We start from the raw sequence: 16,356 nt of genomic DNA, 5'->3' as shown, positions 1-16,356 counted from the left end.
AACTCCTCCCTCGCGAGACAGATTAGATGCTGGTCAGGGAAGTGCAAGCGGCTCAGGCCGCCTTTTTGCCGGTCAGCGCCGCCTCGGCCTGCTGCATCAGCTCGGCGATGATCGCGGCGACGCTCTGTTCTTCTTTGACCATGCCGACCGACTGGCCCGCCATCAGCGAGCCATTTTCGATATCGCCATCGATGACCGCGCGTTTGAGCGCACCGGCCCAGAAATGCTCGATCTCCAGCTGCGCCGCCTGCATATCGACTTCGCCTGCGTCGAGCATATTGGCGACTTCGCGCTGCTTTGCGGTGAATTCCTCGGTACCCTTATTCTTTAGCGCGCGCACCGGGATGACCGGCAGGCGCGGGTCGATCTGGACACTGGCGACAGCATCGCGGGCATTGCCTTTGATAAACGCCTTTTTGAAATTCTCATGTGCGATGCACTCATGCGCGCAGACAAAGCGGGTGCCGAGCTGGACGCCGGCCGCGCCCATTTCGAGATAGCTGGCAATGGCCTCACCGCGACCAATGCCGCCGGCGACGAATACCGGAATATCCTGGGCAATTTGCGGCAGCATCTCCTGCGCCAACACCCCTGTGGCGACCGGGCCGATATGGCCGCCCGCCTCCATGCCTTCAATCACCAGCGCATCGACGCCAGAGCGGATAAACTTTTTGGCCAGAGCCATGGCGGGCGCAAAGCAGATCAGCCTGGCGCCGGTTTCCTTGATCGCCTCGATACTACCCCTGGGCGGCAGACCGCCCGCCAGGACGATATGGCCGACCTGATGCTTGCCGCAAATAGCGATTAGCGTCATCAGATCTGGGTGCATGGTGATCAGATTGACGCCGAAAGGCTTGTCGGTGCGTTTCTTGGTTTCGGCTATCTCGGTATCGAGCAATTCCGGCGTCATCGCGCCACAGGCGATCACCCCGAAAGCGCCGGCATTGGACATGGCGCTGACCAGATGCCGCTCGGAAATCCAGCTCATCGCGCCGCATAGGATCGCGGTTTCGCAGCCCAGAAAATCGGTGCCACGTTGCATCAGGGATTGGGTTTTGGGGTAGGTCATTCCATTTTGTCCGTTTTTATATTCATCAGCTGAACTTGTTTCAGCATCTCGGCCTGCAAACACAGCGCTATCACTTTGGACCCTGAAACAAGTTCAGGGTGACGATCATGTTCTTATTGTGGGTTGCCCTCATCCTCGGCATCCAGCCCATAGGCGGTGTGCAAAACCCGCACCGCCAGTTCGGTATAATCCTCTTCGATCAGCACGCTGACCTTGATTTCGCTGGTGGTGATCGCCTGGATGTTGACACCGCGATCAGCAAGGGCAGCGAACATGGTGCTGGCGATGCCGGCATGGCTGCGCATGCCGACGCCGACGACCGAAATCTTGGCCACGCGGGTATCGGGGATCAGCCGGTTATAGCCGATCTCCGACTGCGCCTGGTCGAGCAGGTCGAGCGCACGCGGCAGGTCGGCCTGGGGCACGGTGAAGGTCACATCGGTCTCGCCCTTATCGCGACCGACATTCTGGATGATCATATCGACATTGATCGCGGCACTTGCGAGCGGGTTGAAGATCGCCGCCACCGCACCCGGCTTGTCGGGTACCCGGGTCAGGGTGATCTTGGCTTCATTCTTGTCATAGGCGATGCCGCTGATCAGCTGGCGTTCCATTTCGCTTTCCTCCACTTCGTCATCGCTGACGATCAATGTGCCGGGCAGGCTGTCCGCGGGTGGCGCATCATCGCCGGTGAATGACGACAGTACCTGGATGCGGACATTTTCCTTCATCGCAAGGCCGACCGAGCGTGTCTGCAGCACCTTGGCGCCGACGCTTGCCAGTTCGAGCATCTCCTCGAAAGTCAGCCATTTGAGCTTACGCGCCTTGGCAACGATGCGGGGATCGGTGGTGTAGACGCCATCGACATCGGTATAGATATCGCAGCGATCGGCATTGACCGCTGCTGCCACCGCCACCGCGCTGGTATCCGATCCACCGCGGCCAAGGGTAGCCACCCGGCCATTATCGCTTAACCCCTGAAAGCCGGGGATAATCGCAATCTCGCCAGATTGCATCGCGCTGATCAGTGCCTGGCTATCAATGGCATCGATCCGCGCCTTGCTGTGCGCCTCGATGGTGCGCACCGGCAATTGCCATCCAAGCCAGCTGCGCGCCTTGGCACCCAGCGACTGCAGCGCAATCGCCAGCAGTCCCGATGTCACCTGCTCCCCGCTGGCGACGACGACATCATATTCCGCCGGGTCATAGAGCGAACTGGCTTCACGGCAGAAATTGATCAGCCTGTCGGTCTCACCCGCCATCGCCGAGACCACCACTGCCACCTCATGCCCGGCATCGGCCTGGCGCTTGACCAGCTGGGCGACGCGGCGGATGCGCTCCGTCCCCGCCATAGAGGTGCCGCCGAATTTCATTACGATACGGGCCATGGCGGTACGGATATTCCTCTATTGTCCAGGGCATGGTGCCGGAAGGCGGGAGACGCGGCTTCCAATCATGCCGATCAATCGCCATATTATGGCTAACGCTGATAATAAGGGGTGCCGGACATGGCAAGCACAGCAGAGTCGCAAACGGCTTCAATTGTCGACAGCGAGGCCGAGCATTTCGGCAAGCTGGCTGCCGACTGGTGGGACCCGAAGGGGTCTTCCGCGATGCTGCATCGGCTCAATCCGGTGCGGCTGGGCTATATTCGTCAGGCGATCGACCGGCATTTCGAGGCTGATCCGCGTGACCGCAGCCCGCTGGCGGGCAAGCGGGTGCTCGATGTCGGCTGCGGTGCCGGCCTGTTGTGCGAGCCGCTGGTGCGGCTGGGCGGCAATGTCACCGGGCTCGATGCGGCGGCGGAAAATATCGCCGTAGCACGCGACCATGCTGCGCAAGGCGGGCTGGAGATCGATTATCGCCATCTGCCGGTGGAGCAGCTCGATGCAGACGACTTTGATCTGGTGACCTCGCTCGAGGTGATCGAACATGTTGCCGACCCGGCGAGCTTTGCCGCCTCGCTTGCAGACAAGCTGGCACCCGATGGCCTGATGATTGTTTCGACACCCAACCGAACCGCGATGTCGCGGCTGCTGATGGTCGAAGGGGCGGAGCTGGCGGGCATGATCCCGCGCGGCACCCATGACTGGGACAAGTTTCTGACGCCTGAAGAGCTGGAGACACTTTTTGCCGCACACGGCCTGGTGATGGACCATATGATGGGCATTGATTTCAGCCCGGCGAGCGGATTGCGGTTGAGCGACAATATTGCGCTCAACTATATTGTCTGCCTGACTTGGCGGGATTGAGGCCAGACCATGCGGTTCCGTAATTACCGACCAGAGGACAAACAGGCCTGCCTCGCGCTGTTCGACAGCAATGTGCCGCGCTATTTCGACCCCATTGAACGGCAGATGTTTGCCGACTTTCTCGATGATCCGCGCGGGCCCTATTTTGTGCTGGAACTGGATGGGGACGTGGTCGGCTGTGGCGGCTATGCGCGTGAGGCGCCCGATCAGCATGGCACCCGCGCCGCGACCTTTACCTGGGGCATGGTGCATAATGCACGCCACAAGACTGGGCTGGGACAGGCTCTGGCTGAACACCGGCTGGCAGCGATACGGCAGGAGCCGGATCTTGATGAGGTGCGGCTGTCGACAACGCCGGACGTGGCACCGTTTTTCGCGCGCTTCGGTTTTATCGCCGGACCGGTCGAGAAGGACGGCTATGCCCCCGGTATGGACAAGGTCGAGATGCGGATGGGGCTCTGAATCCTCCCCGTAAACGGGGAGGATCTGATGGTTAGAAATCCACCTGGTCGTAATGGGGGGGCGGTTTGATTACTTCCATCCGTTCCGAGAGCAATGGGCGAAAGGAAGGGCGTGACTTGAACACGCTGTACCATCCCTTTGTCTGTTCATGCCCGGCCCAGTCGATCCCGCCGAGATAGTCGGCCACCGAAATCTGTGCCGCTGCAGCCAGATCGGCCAGGCTGAGCGTTGCCCCGGCGAGCCAGCTGCGATGGTCGATCAGATAGTCCATATAATCGAGATGGGTGTTGGCGCGGCGCATCGCCTCGCGCAATATCCGTGCCTCGGGCGGCTGGCGGGTTACCAGCCGCTTTGTCATGCGCTCATGCAGCAGCGGCGCCACGACATCGCCGTAAAACTGTTCATCGGCCCAAGCCACCAGCCGCCGGGTCTCGGCGCGATAGGCCGCAGTGCCGGTGAGCATCGGCGTTTTCTCGACGGTTTCCTCAAGATACTCACAAATGGCGCGGCTGTCGGCGAGAACCAGCTTGCGTTCCTTATGGACCATGGTCGGGGTCCGTCCTGCCGGGTTCATATCGAGGAAATCGTCGCGCATTTCCCACGGATTTTCCCGCACCAGCTCATAGCCAATGCCCTTTTCGCTCATCAGCAGGCGAACCTTGCGCGAAAAGGGACAGAGCGGAAATTGGAAGAGCTGCCACATAAGCGCCTCATGCCCCAGCCGCCGTGCAAGGTCTATAGAGGCGGACACACTGCCGCTAATTTTTCAGTGGAAAGCAGGGTGAATATCACGTCTGGACCTATCATGATTGCGCAAACTGAATGCTACGCCGCTGATATACAGGGGAAATGCAACAGACTGCGACAAAGGACCCTTTGCTTTCGACAGACTGTCTTCGGTGTTCATCTGCGGCTTAGTTTACATTGTGTAACGAAGGCATCGGGCCGGGATTACCCCGTGAACCTGAAAATATACGAGGATAATATGAAAAATCTCAAATATGCAGCGCTCGCAGGCGCTCTCGCAACCGCTGCCATGGCGACCCCGGCCATGGCGCAGGACGGGACCGATGCCGAAATTTTTGTCGGTACACAGGTCGGTTACCACGATCTGGGCGACAACCCCGTCGGTGCTGATGATGGCTTCATCTATGGTATTTATGGTGGCGTCGATGTGCCTGTCGGTGAGGTTGTGTTCATCGGCCTGGAAGGCAATTTCAACCTTGGCACCGATGCGATCGACAGTGAATATGGTGTCGCTGCCCGGCTTGGCGCACGCGTTGGCGATCGCACCAAGCTCTTCGTCCGCGGCGGTTACCAGGAAGTCAATTTCGATGTCGGCAATCTTGTCGGCGTTCCGGTGCCCGGCATTGACGATACCGATGGCGATTATCTTGTCGGTGCCGGTGCCGAATTCGGACTGAACGAGAATCTGTCGCTGCGTGCGGGCATCGATACGATTTCGTTCGACACGGTCCGTCTGACGACAGGCCTGCAGCTCAACTTCTGATCCTGCAGATTACACTTTGAAAAGCCGGGAGGTGTGCCACGCCGCCCGGCTTTTTTGTGCCAGAGCCAGTCATTCTGCCGCGACGGCCTCATTTTCGTCGTTCAGCGGATGTGTCAGGCGCTCAACCATCTCCTTGGGGCAGACCTGCCAGAACATGCCGCGATAGAGATCCCAATTGGCCAGGACTTCCTCAGCCCATTTGCTGCCAGTCATGCGGACATGCTGCGCAACAAGGCCCTTCAGCTCCTTTTCCCAATGGGTACTGGCGAGACGCTGCCACAGAATCGATTCCGGATTGGCATGACGGGCAAAGCTCTCCTCGCGGTCGAGGACAAAGGCCATGCCGCCGGTCATCCCGGCACCGAAATTATGGCCGATATCGCCAAGGATGACAGCCATGCCGCCGGTCATATATTCACAGGCATTGGCGCCGACACCCTCAATCACCACATGCGCGCCGCTATTGCGGACGGCGAAGCGCTCACCGGCCCGGCCTGCGGCGAAGAGATAGCCCGAAGTGGCGCCATAAAGCACCGTATTCCCCAGAATGACATTGTCTGCCGTCACCAGCGGTGAGCTGACGGTCGGGCGGATGCTGATAATGCCGCCGCAAAGGCCCTTGCCGACATAGTCATTGGCATCGCCGAATATCTCCAGCCGGATGCCCTGGCACAGAAACGCCCCCAGCGACTGGCCGGCGCTGCCGCGCAGCCGGACATGGACATGGCCATGGGCCAATGCCTTCATGCCATAGGCCCTGGTGATTTTGGCCGATAGCCGGGTGCCAACGGCGCGGTGCGTGTTGCGCACATTATAGGTGAGCTGCATCTTCTCGCGCCGCTCGAAGACAGGCGCGGCATCGCGGATAATCTGTGCGTCAAGGCTGTCAGGAACCGGATTGCGATGGGTGTCCAGTGAGAAACGCCGCTGGGTATCAGGGGCATCGACCTTGGCGAGGATCGGGTTGAGATCGAGGTCGTCGAGATGCTCGGCACCACGGCTGACCTGACGTAGCAATTCGGTGCGTCCGACAATCTCGTCCAATGTGCGATAACCGAGACGCGCCAGTATTTCGCGTACCTCCTCGGCGATAAAGGTCATCAGGTTGATTACCTTTTCCGGTGTGCCGGTGAATTTCTCGCGCAGTCGTTCATCCTGAACACACACGCCGACGGGACAGGTGTTGCTGTGGCACTGACGCACCATGATGCAGCCCATGGCGACCAGGCTGAGCGTGCCGATGCCATATTCCTCGGCACCCAGGATAGCAGCGATAACGATATCGCGGCCGGTTTTCAGCCCGCCATCGGTGCGCAGCTTCACCCGGTAACGCAGATTGTTGAGCGTAAGCACCTGATTGGCCTCGCTCAGCCCCATTTCCCAGGGTGTGCCAGCATTTTTGATGCTGGTCTGCGGGCTGGCGCCGGTGCCGCCGCTATGGCCCGAGACCAGGATGACATCGGCATGGGCTTTCGCCACCCCGGCGGCTATGGTGCCAATGCCCGCCGAGGACACCAGCTTGACGCAGACCCGGGCATCTGGGTTGATCTGTTTCAGGTCATAAATCAGCTGGGCCAGATCCTCGATCGAATAGATATCATGATGCGGCGGCGGACTGATCAGGGTAACGCCGGGGGTCGAATGGCGCAGCTTGGCGATAAATTCGCTGACCTTGAAGCCGGGCAGCTGGCCGCCTTCACCGGGCTTGGCCCCCTGGGCGACCTTGATCTCGATCTCCTCACAGGCACCGAGATATTCCGCCGTAACGCCGAACCGACCCGAGGCTACCTGCTTTATCGGGCTGTTGGCATTGTCGCCATCGGGATAGGGCTGATAGCGCTCCCTGGACTCGCCGCCTTCGCCCGAAACCGACCGCGCGCCGATGCGGTTCATTGCAATCGCCAGAGTCTCATGCGCTTCGGGTGACAATGCCCCCAGCGACATGCCGGGGGTGATGAAGCGCTTGCGGATCTCGGTTGTGGCTTCGACCTCGTCGAGTGGTATCGGCGCCGATGCGTAATTGAACTCCATCAGGTCACGCAGTGATACCGGAGGCAATGCCTTCACCCCTTCGGAAAAGCGCAAATAGGTGGAATAGCTGTCGCCAGCGACCGCGCTTTGCAGCAGATGCATCAGCTGCGCCGAATAGGCATGGGTCTCGCCGCCGGCGCGCTGCTTGTAAAAGCCGCCTATCGGCAACTGCGATACCAGCGCATCAAATGCGGCCCGGTGGCGCAATACCGCATTGAGATGCAGCGAGGCATAGCCCTCGCCGGAAATCTTGCTGGGCATGCCGGGGAACAGGTCATTGACCAGTGCACGGCTGATGCCGACCGCCTCGAAATTATAGCCGCCGCGATAGCTTGAGATGACGGAAATTCCCATCTTGGCCATGATCTTGAGCAGGCCGTCGTCAATCGCCTTGCGATAGTTGGCGATGCATTGTTCCAGGCTAAAATCGGGGTAGAGACCGCGGGCATGACGGTCGGCAATCCCCGCCTCGGCGAGATAGGCGTTGACCGTGGTGGCGCCGACACCGACCAGCACCGCATGGTCATGGGTTGTCAGCGCTTCGGCCGAGCGGACATTGACCGAGGCAAAGGAGCGCAGGCCGCGTCGCACCAAATGGGTGTGGACTGCCGCAGTAGCGAGGATCATGCTCATCGCCACCATGTCTTCGCCAATGGCATCATCGGTCAGGAATATCTCGGTCTTGCCCTCGCGCACCGCCTGTTCTGATTCCTTGCGGATGCGGCTAATGGCGGCGCGCATCGCCTGAACATCGCCATTGGCAGGGAAGGTGCAGGTGATTTCGGCGCTTTGCGATCCAAATGCGTGCTTCAGCCGAAACCAGTCGCGATTGCACAGCACTGGAGAATCGAGCACCAGCACATCGTCATTCTGGCTGTCCTGCTCGAGAATATTGGCAAGGTTGGAGAACCGAGTCTTCAGGCTCATCACATGCCGTTCGCGCAGGGAATCGATCGGCGGGTTGGTGACCTGGCTGAAATTCTGGCGGAAAAACTGGCTGATCGATCGCGGCTTGTCGCTGACCACCGCGAGCGGGGTGTCATCGCCCATCGAACCAATGGCTTCCTTACCGCTTTCGGCCATGGGTGAGAGGATCATTTCCATATCCTCCAGCGTCATGCCGGCGGCCACCTGTCGCCGGGTCAGCTCGGCGCGGTTCCATGGCAGGCTGCGGATATCATCGTCCAGCTGACCGGCATCGGGCAGATCGTCGACAGTGCGAAAACCCTCGACAAGATCCTCATAGGGCTGTTCTGCCGCGATCCGGTCCTTGATCGCGCGGTCATCGTAAATCGCCCCCTGTTCGAGATCGACCGCGACCATCTGGCCGGGGCCAAGCGCGCCCTTTTCGACAATCGTGTTTTCCGGCACCACAACCATGCCGGTTTCCGAACCGATGATCAGCAACCCGTCGCTGGTGCGCGAATAGCGCAGCGGTCGCAGTGCATTGCGGTCGACGCCAGCCACCGCCCATTTGCCATCAGTCATTGCCAGCGCCGCCGGGCCGTCCCATGGCTCCATCACGCTGGCCATATATTGATACATGGCGCGATGGTTTTCCGGAATGTCGCTGGCGCCATCACCGGCAGAGGCCTGCCATGCCTCGGGGATCAGCATGATCTTGGCCGTTGGCGCCTCACGGCCAGAGCGGCAGATAGTCTCGAACACGGTATCGAGCGCCGCAGTATCCGAAGCGCCGGCAGGAATTACCGGTTTTATGTCCTCGGATTCGGCGCCGAAAGCCAGGCTGGCCATCTTGATCTCATGGCTCTTCATCCAGTTCTTGTTGCCGCGTATAGTGTTGATTTCGCCATTATGCGCCAATGTGCGGAAGGGCTGGGCCAGCCACCATTGCGGAAAGGTGTTGGTCGAATAGCGCTGGTGGAAGATGGCGAGGCGGCTCTCAAACCGCTCATCCATCAGATCGGGATAGAAGACTGACAGGCTCTCGGCGAGGAACAGGCCTTTATAGATAATCGAGCGGCAGGACAGGCTGCATATGTAAAAGTCGTTGATCTGCGCCGCGATCACCTTTTTCTCGATCCGCCGCCGTACCAGATAGAGCCGCTTTTCGAACTCGTCATGGCTTTCGTCATCGGGCATCGGCCCGGCGATCATGATCTGCTCGATTTCGGGCCGGGTGATATGCGCCTTCTGGCCGATGACCGAAACGTCGATCGGCACTTGCCGCCAGCCATAGATGGTGTAACCCGCGTCGATAATCTCCGCCTCGACAATAGTGCGGCAGGTTTCCTGTGCATTGAGGTCGGTGCGTGGCAGGAACACCATGCCAACGGCGAGCGTATTGGGCAGCACCTTGTGGCCGCTATCCGCAATGGCATCATCGAAAAAGCGCACTGGCAGATCGACATGGATACCCGCGCCATCGCCGGTCATGCCATCGGCATCCACCGCGCCGCGATGCCACACCGATTTCAGCGCATCGATCGCCGCCTCTACCACCCGCCGCGACGGCTGGCCATCGCATGCCGCGACCAGCCCGACGCCACAGGCATCGCGCTCGGCCTCGGGATGGTACATTCCCTCACGCGCCAGACGGGCATGTTCGGGGGTAGCAAAGGTGGCACCAGACTTGGTCAAGAGGCGTCTTCCTCATATTCATAGGACTCTTCTATTGCGGGGCTCCGGCCAAGATCATCGACCGGGACGCCGAGCAATTCCGCCAGTTTCTTCCGCTCTTCATCGGACAGTTCATCCAAGCTGCGCTGTGGCGGGATGTCGCCCATCAGTTCTTCCGGATTTTGCAACTCGCCCATGAAACGCTCAAGGAACAGCGGCATCATTTCCATGGTCGCGCCAATAACCTCACGGCTGGAATAGACGGCAAAGCTTTCCGAGCCGAATTTGGTGCCGGTATCGGTGGAGAGAAAGGCGGAAATGTCATCCAGTTCGGCGGCGGTAAAACGCCGTGCATAGGCTTTGGCCAGACCCTGGCGTATCGCCGGCTCGAGCTCGTCCGAAAGCTCGATCATGATGTCAAAAACCGCTTTGACCATCACCTGTTGGCGCTCTTCATAATGCGGATCGACAATCTCCATCAGATCGCGGAGCGTGGCATCGTCCGGGGGAGATATTTCATCTTCGGGGATGCCGGCAAATGTGGTGATGGTGGACAGCGGCATTCTGTCGATAGAGCCCAGCATCGGTTCCACGATATTGCCCATGGTATCGGCCATGACCCTGCGATAGCTGCCATCGGGCAACAATCTGGCCGCGACATCTTCGCCTTTGGCCAGTTGCTCGGGCGCTATGGGCTCGCCATCATCGTCGATTTGGAACAATTCCAGAAATTTATCGAGTTCTTCCTGCTCCTTGCTCACCGCCTCTGTGGTTTCTGTGTCGTCTTGCGCGGCTATGGCCTGTGCCGGTGCTGCGACGACCATGGCGATGGCGGTGGCAGGGTAGATAAATGCGCGGATCATGCGGTCGTCCTTCTGCTGTTCGCGTGCTTTGTCCTGTCCAGGAGGGAATTATCCATCGAACTCCTCGATGAACTTGATCACTGCCTGTTCGATGGCGGCATTGGTGGTGGGCGCAGTCTCTGCAACCAGCGTGTTGGTCCAGTCTATGGTTTCCCTGGCCACCTCCATTGATGCCTTTGAGAATTTCTGACCCGCGGGAGTGAGGTTGAAAGCAATCACCTGGCGGCGCTCTTCCAGTGTCAGCCCGGAAAAGATTTTCAGGCTTGTCGCGTTGAGCTCGGACATCGCCTTGTCCTCGCTGATCTGGGGCACATCTCCACTGTCATCCTCTTCGTCGAACAGCGCCATGGGGTCGACCGAGCCATATTCGAGCGCGACGATCTTTCGTCCGAGATCGCTGTCATAAGTCTCAAGGATCTTGTCGAGTTCGGCTTCGGTGAATGTTTTGACATAGATTGCGCTGACCCGGCTAACAAGGTCGTCATGCCGTGCGATCAGCGCCTGGTCGACGATCGGGATAAGCGCATTGTACATCGCTTCGTCGATGCCGGGATAGGTGGAGAGCAGGACCTTCAGCGTGCTGTCGGTCTCGGCCATGGTGGCCATGCTCTTGCGGGTGTTTTCGGCATTGGCTTCGATGATCATGTCGATGGGTGCGACCAGCAGCGCCAATTGCCGGGATTTTTGCAGCACCGCAGGCGTCGCTTCCGGCGCTGCGGCAGCGGCCTCTGCCACTTCGTCGGATTTCCGATCGCTTGTGATCGGGGCATTGGCCTGGGCGGACAGAACGACTATCGCTGCCGGGAGAAAAAGACTGGAGATCATGCGGCATCCTTTTGCAACTGAGGTTTGTCGGTGCCGATGGCGCGCGCCTTTGCCTTGAGAAATGCATGCATATGTTCGGCAACATCGCGACCATCGCGTATTGCCCATACGACGAGCGAGGCACCGCGCACAATATCGCCTGCGGCGAATACCCCGTCGAGATTGGTCATCATGGTCTTGTGATCGACGCGCAGCGTGCCCCAGCGGGTGACGCCCAGCTCGGGCGCATCGAACATTTTGGGCAGCTCTTCCGGTTCGAAGCCGAGCGCCTTGATCACCATGTCCGCCTTGATCTCATATTCGCTGTCGGGCACCGGCTCGGGGCTGCGGCGGCCGGAAAAGTCAGGTTGGCCGAGGCGCATCCGCTCAACCCGCACGGCGCTGACCACACCGCCATTGCCCTTTTTGCCGATCAGTTCGGCAGGGGTGCTGAGCCAGGCAAACTCCACGCCTTCCTCTTCGGCATTGGCGACCTCGCGCTGCGAACCGGGCATATTGTCGCGGTCGCGGCGATACAGGCATTTGACCGACTTGGCACCCTGACGCACCGCGGTGCGGACACAGTCCATGGCGGTGTCGCCGCCGCCAACGACAACGACGTGCTTGCCCTTGGCATCGAGCGTGCCGTCATCAAAAGCGGGCACATCATCGCCCATGCCCTTGCGGTTGGAGGCGATGAGATAGTCGAGCGCCGGATGGACGCCGCCCAGCACCGAGCCAGGCAGCCGCAGGTCGCGGGCTTTGTAGACACCGGTGGCGATCAGGATCGCATCATGCTTCTGCCGCAATTCTTCGAGCGTTGCATCTTCGCCGACGCTGAAATTGTGGTGAATATGAATGTCGGCGTCTTTCAGTCGCTCGATGCGGCGCATCACTACCGGCTTTTCCAGCTTGAAGCCGGGAATACCATAGGTGAGCAGCCCACCAGCACGGTCATGCCGGTCATAGACATGCACTTCATAGCCACCCATGCGCAGATATTCTGCGGTGGCGAGGCCGGCGGGGCCGGCGCCGATAATGCCGACCGACTGGCCCTTTTCGGGGCCGACCGACACCGGCTCGACCCAGCCTTCAGCCCAGGCGGTGTCGGTGATATATTTCTCCACCGAGCCGATGGTGACCGCATCATGGCCGGAAAATTCGATGACGCAATTGCCCTCACACAGCCGGTCCTGCGGGCAGATGCGACCGCAGATTTCGGGCATGGTCGAGGTTGCATTGGACAGTTCATAGGCCTCGCGCAACCGCCCTTCGGCGGTGAGGCGCAGCCAGTCGGGGATATGGTTGTGCAGCGGGCAATGCACCGAGCAATAGGGCACACCGCATTGCGAGCAACGCGCCGACTGCTCTTTTGCCGCATCTTCGGCATAACGATCGGCAATCTCGCGGAAATCCTCGGTCCGAAGTTTTGCGTCGCGCTTTTCCGGATAGGCCTGTTCGGTGTCGACAAAGCGTAGCATTGGGCGCAGCATGGGGTCGGTAACAGGCTTGGACATGGCGTCAGGTCATTCCTTCACAAGAACGGAGCAAAATTGGGGAGGCGACGCGGTACGCAAAAATATTGCGGCGAACGCCTGATAGGTGCACTGTTTATACTCAGGCAGCGCAAGAGTCACGCAAAAACTGTCATATAGGACAGTATTACTGCCATAATATCATCGTGCATATTGGTACCTTTAGAGCCAAATATAGCCGAATCGATCATAAAGGACCGATTCGGCTATATATTTCTGCGCGACTTTCCTGCCTCTGGCCGCTACTGGCTCTGCGAACGGGCCCGGTGCGAGAGGTCTGGTGCGAAAGGGTGGACATGTCATTTCTGCAGATGCTGATCATCGCCATAGTTCAGGGCATCAGCGAGTTTTTGCCGATCTCCTCCTCGGGCCATTTGATCCTCATCCAATATGCCACCGACTATGCCGATCAGGGGCCGCTAATCGATGTTGCCGCGCATGTCGGTTCATTGCTGGCGATCATCGCCTATTTCTTTCGTGACAGCTGGGGGCTGGTACGCGGCGGCTTTGCTACTATCGGTATCGGCGAGGCACCCGCCGAGCGGCGGCTGTTCTGGTGGATCGTTATCGGCACTATCCCGGCGGCCGCTTTTGGCCTGTTCCTCAAGATGGGCGACTATCTTGAAGGTTTTCGCTTTGCCGAGCTGATCGCGATCAACCTGATTGTCTATGGCATTTTGCTGGGGCTGGCGGATCGCTATGGCGCGTCCACCAAAACCTATGAGGATATGACGCTGCGCGATGGCATCATTGTCGGTCTGGCCCAGGCGCTGGCGCTGATCCCGGGCACCAGCCGCTCGGGCGTCACCATGACGACGGCGCGCTTTCTCGGCTTTGGCCGGGTCGAGGCGGCACGCTTCTCCTTTCTGCTGTCGATCCCTGCAGTAGCCGGTGCCGGGGTGCTGATCGTACCCGATATCATCGAGGTCGGCGGCGGTCTGGTCACCGAGGCGCTGATCGTCGGCGGTCTGACCTTTATTGCCGCCTTCGCCACCATGGCGTTTCTCATGCAGTTTCTCAAACGCGCCTCGATGATGGTGTTCGTGATCTATCGCGTTGGCCTCGGCGTGCTGTTGCTGGTGCTGCTCAATCTGGGTGCCATCCAGTCGGCACAGGAACCACTGCCCGAGCCGCAGCCGGTCCCGGATATACCCTATGAGAATGCAGGGCTCTAAATAGCCGTACCCAGCGCAACCCCCGAAAGCCACGCATTTTCAACGCGTGGCCCGCTGAGCCAGTCACCGCACAGGCCGATCCGTTTTTCCGCATCCCATAAGCAGGGCGCGTTATCGGCATCAGGCTTTGGCACCATGGCATAGCGCCAGCGATGGGCATTGGCGAGCAACGGCGTGGGCAGGGGGATATTGCCCGCCTGTGCCAGCGCTGTGCCCAGCATGGCGATAATATCGCCCTTTTCCGCGTCCAGATGCTGTGTCGACCAGCGCGGATCGCCCTGTATCACCCAGCTCTCAATTGCTGCGCGGCGGCCCGGCTTGGCGCTGTTGCGCGCGGCCCAGCCTATGGGTGATGCGTCACGCATGGTGTCAGGCAGGCCTGCCAGTGGTGCATCAAAGGCGAGCATTACCGTCCAGCACGGCGCCGAGTGCACCGCTGCTGCAGTGGCGGCAAAAGTGGCATGATGCGATGCGAGCAGATCGCCGACCTGCTCGGCTGGCAAGGCGATTACCACGCTTTCGTAAGGGCCATGTTCACGGCCTTTACTGGCCAGCACCCAGCCCTGATCGCGCTGCTCCATCTGCGCGATGCGCGTTCCCCAGTGCACCTGTTGCTGGCTTGCCATTGCTTTTACCGGCGCGTTCATTCCCGGTGTGCCGACATAGGCGTCATCGCCCGCAACCAGCCAGCGCGCAACAATAGCATCCGCCTCCCATTGTGCTATTTGCTGCTGGAAATCCGGGTCGCGTGCGGTGATATATTGTGCGCCATGGTCAAAGGCGGTCTCACCCAGACTTGTCGCGGTCCGCCGCGTCGACATGCGCCCGCCCGGACCACGCCCCTTGTCGAACAGCGTGACGTCCAGCCCCTTTGCCGTCAGCCGGCCGGCACAGGTCAGCCCCGCCATGCCGGCACCGATAATGGCGACCTTGCCCTTGCCTTTGGTCATGCTGCTTGCCTTTCCCATGCCCGCCTTTATCGTGATGGGCCTCAAATGGTCATAGTGACCTTCAGGAGCAACCCCGATGAAGAGCCGTGCCGCTGTGGCAGAGCAGAGAAAGCATTCGCAGCGTTGTCACCTATTGATTGCCCGCCCCGAAAGCCTCTAGGTGACGGCAAGACAATTCACATCCAAACACCTGATTCACACAACAAGGAGACAGCCTGATGTATAGCCATATGATGGTCGGCAGCGATGATATCGCACGCTCGAAGAAATTCTACGATGCCACATTCAAGGCCTTTGGCGGCCCCGAAGGGATTACCGACCCCAAGGGACGGCTGATCTATATGCACAATGGCAGCATGTTCCTGGTGACCCCGCCTATTGATGGCGAGCCAGCTTCCTGTGGCAATGGCATGACCGTCGGTTTCGCCATGACCCCCGAACAGGCCGATGCCTGGCACGCTGCCGGCGTTGAGGCAGGCGGCACTGCCATCGAAGACCCGCCGGGCATTCGCGACAATAACGGCATGAAGCTCTATCTCGCCTATCTGCGCGATCCCGATGGCAACAAGCTGTGCGCGCTCAGCCGCGTCGAGGGCTAAACCCATAAGTGTCTGCCGAGCAGAAACTGCATGATGAACTGAAAGCGCTGGGGGTCGCCTTTGAACAGGTCGATCACCCGGCGGTTTTCACCACGCTCGACAGCAGCCAGATCGAGAAGAATATCGCCGGAGCGGCGACCAAGAACCTGTTTCTCAAGGACAGTGACGGCCATTATGCGCTGGTCACGGTGCCGGCGGAAAAGCGAGTCGATCTCGGTCGCCTGCGCCATCTCACCGGGGCGAAGCGATACAGCTTTGCCGGAGCCGATGAGATGGAGCGGCTTCTCGGCATTACCCCCGGCTCGGTGACGCCGCTGGCGGCAATGAACGACAGCGCGGGGAAGGTGCAGATCGTGCTCGACGAGATATTGTCGGCACAGCCACGGGTGAATGTGCATCCGCTGCGCAATACGGCAACGATCAGCCTTTCGGGGCTGTCGCTGGTGCGGCTGCTGGTGCGCTGGCGCCACGCGCCGCTGGTGATTCCCGTGCCGGCCAAAGCGGCAGGGCCGGAGCCGGAATAAGC

The 16,356-nt window shown here is 59.8% G+C and carries 14 protein-coding genes; 6 read left to right on the top strand and 8 right to left on the bottom strand.

What is annotated here, in order from left to right:
- Positions 1-52: 52 nt before the first annotated feature.
- Positions 53-1,069: a nitronate monooxygenase gene (locus tag AAFX04_10950; GenBank protein ID MEO1045948.1), complete on the bottom strand. Its 1,017-nt coding sequence runs from the start codon at positions 1,067-1,069 to the stop codon at positions 53-55.
- Between the two features lie 113 nt (positions 1,070-1,182).
- Entirely contained in the window at positions 1,183-2,457 is a 1,275-nt protein-coding gene (locus AAFX04_10945; GenBank protein ID MEO1045947.1) for an aspartate kinase, read from the bottom strand.
- 120 nt (positions 2,458-2,577) lie between these two features.
- Here AAFX04_10945 and ubiG point away from each other — a divergent pair, with 120 nt between their 5' ends.
- Entirely contained in the window at positions 2,578-3,321 is a 744-nt protein-coding gene (gene ubiG / locus AAFX04_10940) for a bifunctional 2-polyprenyl-6-hydroxyphenol methylase/3-demethylubiquinol 3-O-methyltransferase UbiG (protein ID MEO1045946.1), read from the top strand.
- Positions 3,322-3,330: 9 nt separating this feature from the next.
- Positions 3,331-3,783 (top strand): GNAT family N-acetyltransferase, encoded by a 453-nt coding sequence (locus tag AAFX04_10935; protein ID MEO1045945.1) that lies wholly within the window; start codon positions 3,331-3,333, stop codon positions 3,781-3,783.
- Between the two features lie 31 nt (positions 3,784-3,814).
- Here the strand turns inward: AAFX04_10935 and AAFX04_10930 are convergent, their stop codons facing one another.
- A complete protein-coding gene (locus AAFX04_10930; protein MEO1045944.1) occupies positions 3,815-4,486 on the bottom strand; it encodes a glutathione S-transferase family protein in 672 nt (223 codons plus the stop codon).
- A 282-nt stretch (positions 4,487-4,768) separates the two neighbouring features.
- On the opposite strand from AAFX04_10930, the gene AAFX04_10925 reads away from it, so the two are divergent.
- Complete coding sequence (locus AAFX04_10925; GenBank protein ID MEO1045943.1) at positions 4,769-5,293, top strand: outer membrane beta-barrel protein; 525 nt, start codon at positions 4,769-4,771, stop codon at positions 5,291-5,293.
- A 69-nt stretch (positions 5,294-5,362) separates the two neighbouring features.
- Here the strand turns inward: AAFX04_10925 and gltB are convergent, their stop codons facing one another.
- From gltB to AAFX04_10905, 4 genes are read right to left on the bottom strand one after another with little or no spacing between them, the layout of a single operon-like run.
- Complete coding sequence (gene gltB, locus AAFX04_10920; protein MEO1045942.1) at positions 5,363-9,865, bottom strand: glutamate synthase large subunit; 4,503 nt, start codon at positions 9,863-9,865, stop codon at positions 5,363-5,365.
- 56 nt (positions 9,866-9,921) lie between these two features.
- Positions 9,922-10,767 (bottom strand): DUF2059 domain-containing protein, encoded by an 846-nt coding sequence (locus tag AAFX04_10915; protein MEO1045941.1) that lies wholly within the window; start codon positions 10,765-10,767, stop codon positions 9,922-9,924.
- 48 nt (positions 10,768-10,815) lie between these two features.
- The gene (locus AAFX04_10910; protein MEO1045940.1) at positions 10,816-11,592 is read right to left on the bottom strand and encodes a DUF2059 domain-containing protein; all 777 of its coding nucleotides are present in this window, start codon (positions 11,590-11,592) and stop codon (positions 10,816-10,818) included.
- Positions 11,589-13,088: an NAD(P)-dependent oxidoreductase gene (locus AAFX04_10905; GenBank protein ID MEO1045939.1), complete on the bottom strand. Its 1,500-nt coding sequence runs from the start codon at positions 13,086-13,088 to the stop codon at positions 11,589-11,591. Before AAFX04_10905 ends, AAFX04_10910 begins: the two co-directional genes overlap by 4 nt.
- 314 nt (positions 13,089-13,402) lie before the next feature.
- Here AAFX04_10905 and AAFX04_10900 point away from each other — a divergent pair, with 314 nt between their 5' ends.
- Positions 13,403-14,281 (top strand): undecaprenyl-diphosphate phosphatase, encoded by an 879-nt coding sequence (locus tag AAFX04_10900; protein MEO1045938.1) that lies wholly within the window; start codon positions 13,403-13,405, stop codon positions 14,279-14,281.
- On the opposite strand, the gene AAFX04_10895 is transcribed toward AAFX04_10900, so the two are convergent.
- On the bottom strand, positions 14,278-15,231 hold the full coding sequence (locus AAFX04_10895; protein MEO1045937.1) for an FAD-dependent oxidoreductase: 954 nt from the start codon (positions 15,229-15,231) through the stop codon (positions 14,278-14,280). The two genes, AAFX04_10900 and AAFX04_10895, sit on opposite strands and share 4 nt — an antisense overlap.
- Before the next feature lie 218 nt (positions 15,232-15,449).
- Here AAFX04_10895 and AAFX04_10890 point away from each other — a divergent pair, with 218 nt between their 5' ends.
- Complete coding sequence (locus AAFX04_10890; protein MEO1045936.1) at positions 15,450-15,830, top strand: VOC family protein; 381 nt, start codon at positions 15,450-15,452, stop codon at positions 15,828-15,830.
- Between the two features lie 8 nt (positions 15,831-15,838).
- Positions 15,839-16,354 (top strand): prolyl-tRNA synthetase associated domain-containing protein, encoded by a 516-nt coding sequence (locus tag AAFX04_10885; protein ID MEO1045935.1) that lies wholly within the window; start codon positions 15,839-15,841, stop codon positions 16,352-16,354.
- The last annotated feature ends 2 nt before the right edge of the window (positions 16,355-16,356 follow it).

This window comes from Pseudomonadota bacterium (assembly GCA_039818985.1).
Classification (GTDB): Bacteria; Pseudomonadota; Alphaproteobacteria; order Sphingomonadales; family Sphingomonadaceae; genus Alterisphingorhabdus.
This window is presented reverse-complemented; position numbering and strand designations above follow the sequence as displayed.

Bases quoted from the DNA above. Each gene is read 5' to 3' on its own strand.
- AAFX04_10950 (MEO1045948.1), bottom strand. From the start codon at position 1,069: ATGACCTACCCCAAAACCCAATCCCTGATGCAACGTGGCACCGATTTT.
- AAFX04_10945 (MEO1045947.1), bottom strand. From the start codon at position 2,457: ATGGCCCGTATCGTAATGAAATTCGGCGGCACCTCTATGGCGGGGACG.
- ubiG (MEO1045946.1), top strand. From the start codon at position 2,578: ATGGCAAGCACAGCAGAGTCGCAAACGGCTTCAATTGTCGACAGCGAG.
- AAFX04_10935 (MEO1045945.1), top strand. From the start codon at position 3,331: ATGCGGTTCCGTAATTACCGACCAGAGGACAAACAGGCCTGCCTCGCG.
- AAFX04_10930 (MEO1045944.1), bottom strand. From the start codon at position 4,486: ATGTGGCAGCTCTTCCAATTTCCGCTCTGTCCCTTTTCGCGCAAGGTT.
- AAFX04_10925 (MEO1045943.1), top strand. From the start codon at position 4,769: ATGAAAAATCTCAAATATGCAGCGCTCGCAGGCGCTCTCGCAACCGCT.
- gltB (MEO1045942.1), bottom strand. From the start codon at position 9,865: ATGTACCATCCCGAGGCCGAGCGCGATGCCTGTGGCGTCGGGCTGGTC.
- AAFX04_10915 (MEO1045941.1), bottom strand. From the start codon at position 10,767: ATGATCCGCGCATTTATCTACCCTGCCACCGCCATCGCCATGGTCGTC.
- AAFX04_10910 (MEO1045940.1), bottom strand. From the start codon at position 11,592: ATGATCTCCAGTCTTTTTCTCCCGGCAGCGATAGTCGTTCTGTCCGCC.
- AAFX04_10905 (MEO1045939.1), bottom strand. From the start codon at position 13,088: ATGTCCAAGCCTGTTACCGACCCCATGCTGCGCCCAATGCTACGCTTT.
- AAFX04_10900 (MEO1045938.1), top strand. From the start codon at position 13,403: ATGTCATTTCTGCAGATGCTGATCATCGCCATAGTTCAGGGCATCAGC.
- AAFX04_10895 (MEO1045937.1), bottom strand. From the start codon at position 15,231: ATGACCAAAGGCAAGGGCAAGGTCGCCATTATCGGTGCCGGCATGGCG.
- AAFX04_10890 (MEO1045936.1), top strand. From the start codon at position 15,450: ATGTATAGCCATATGATGGTCGGCAGCGATGATATCGCACGCTCGAAG.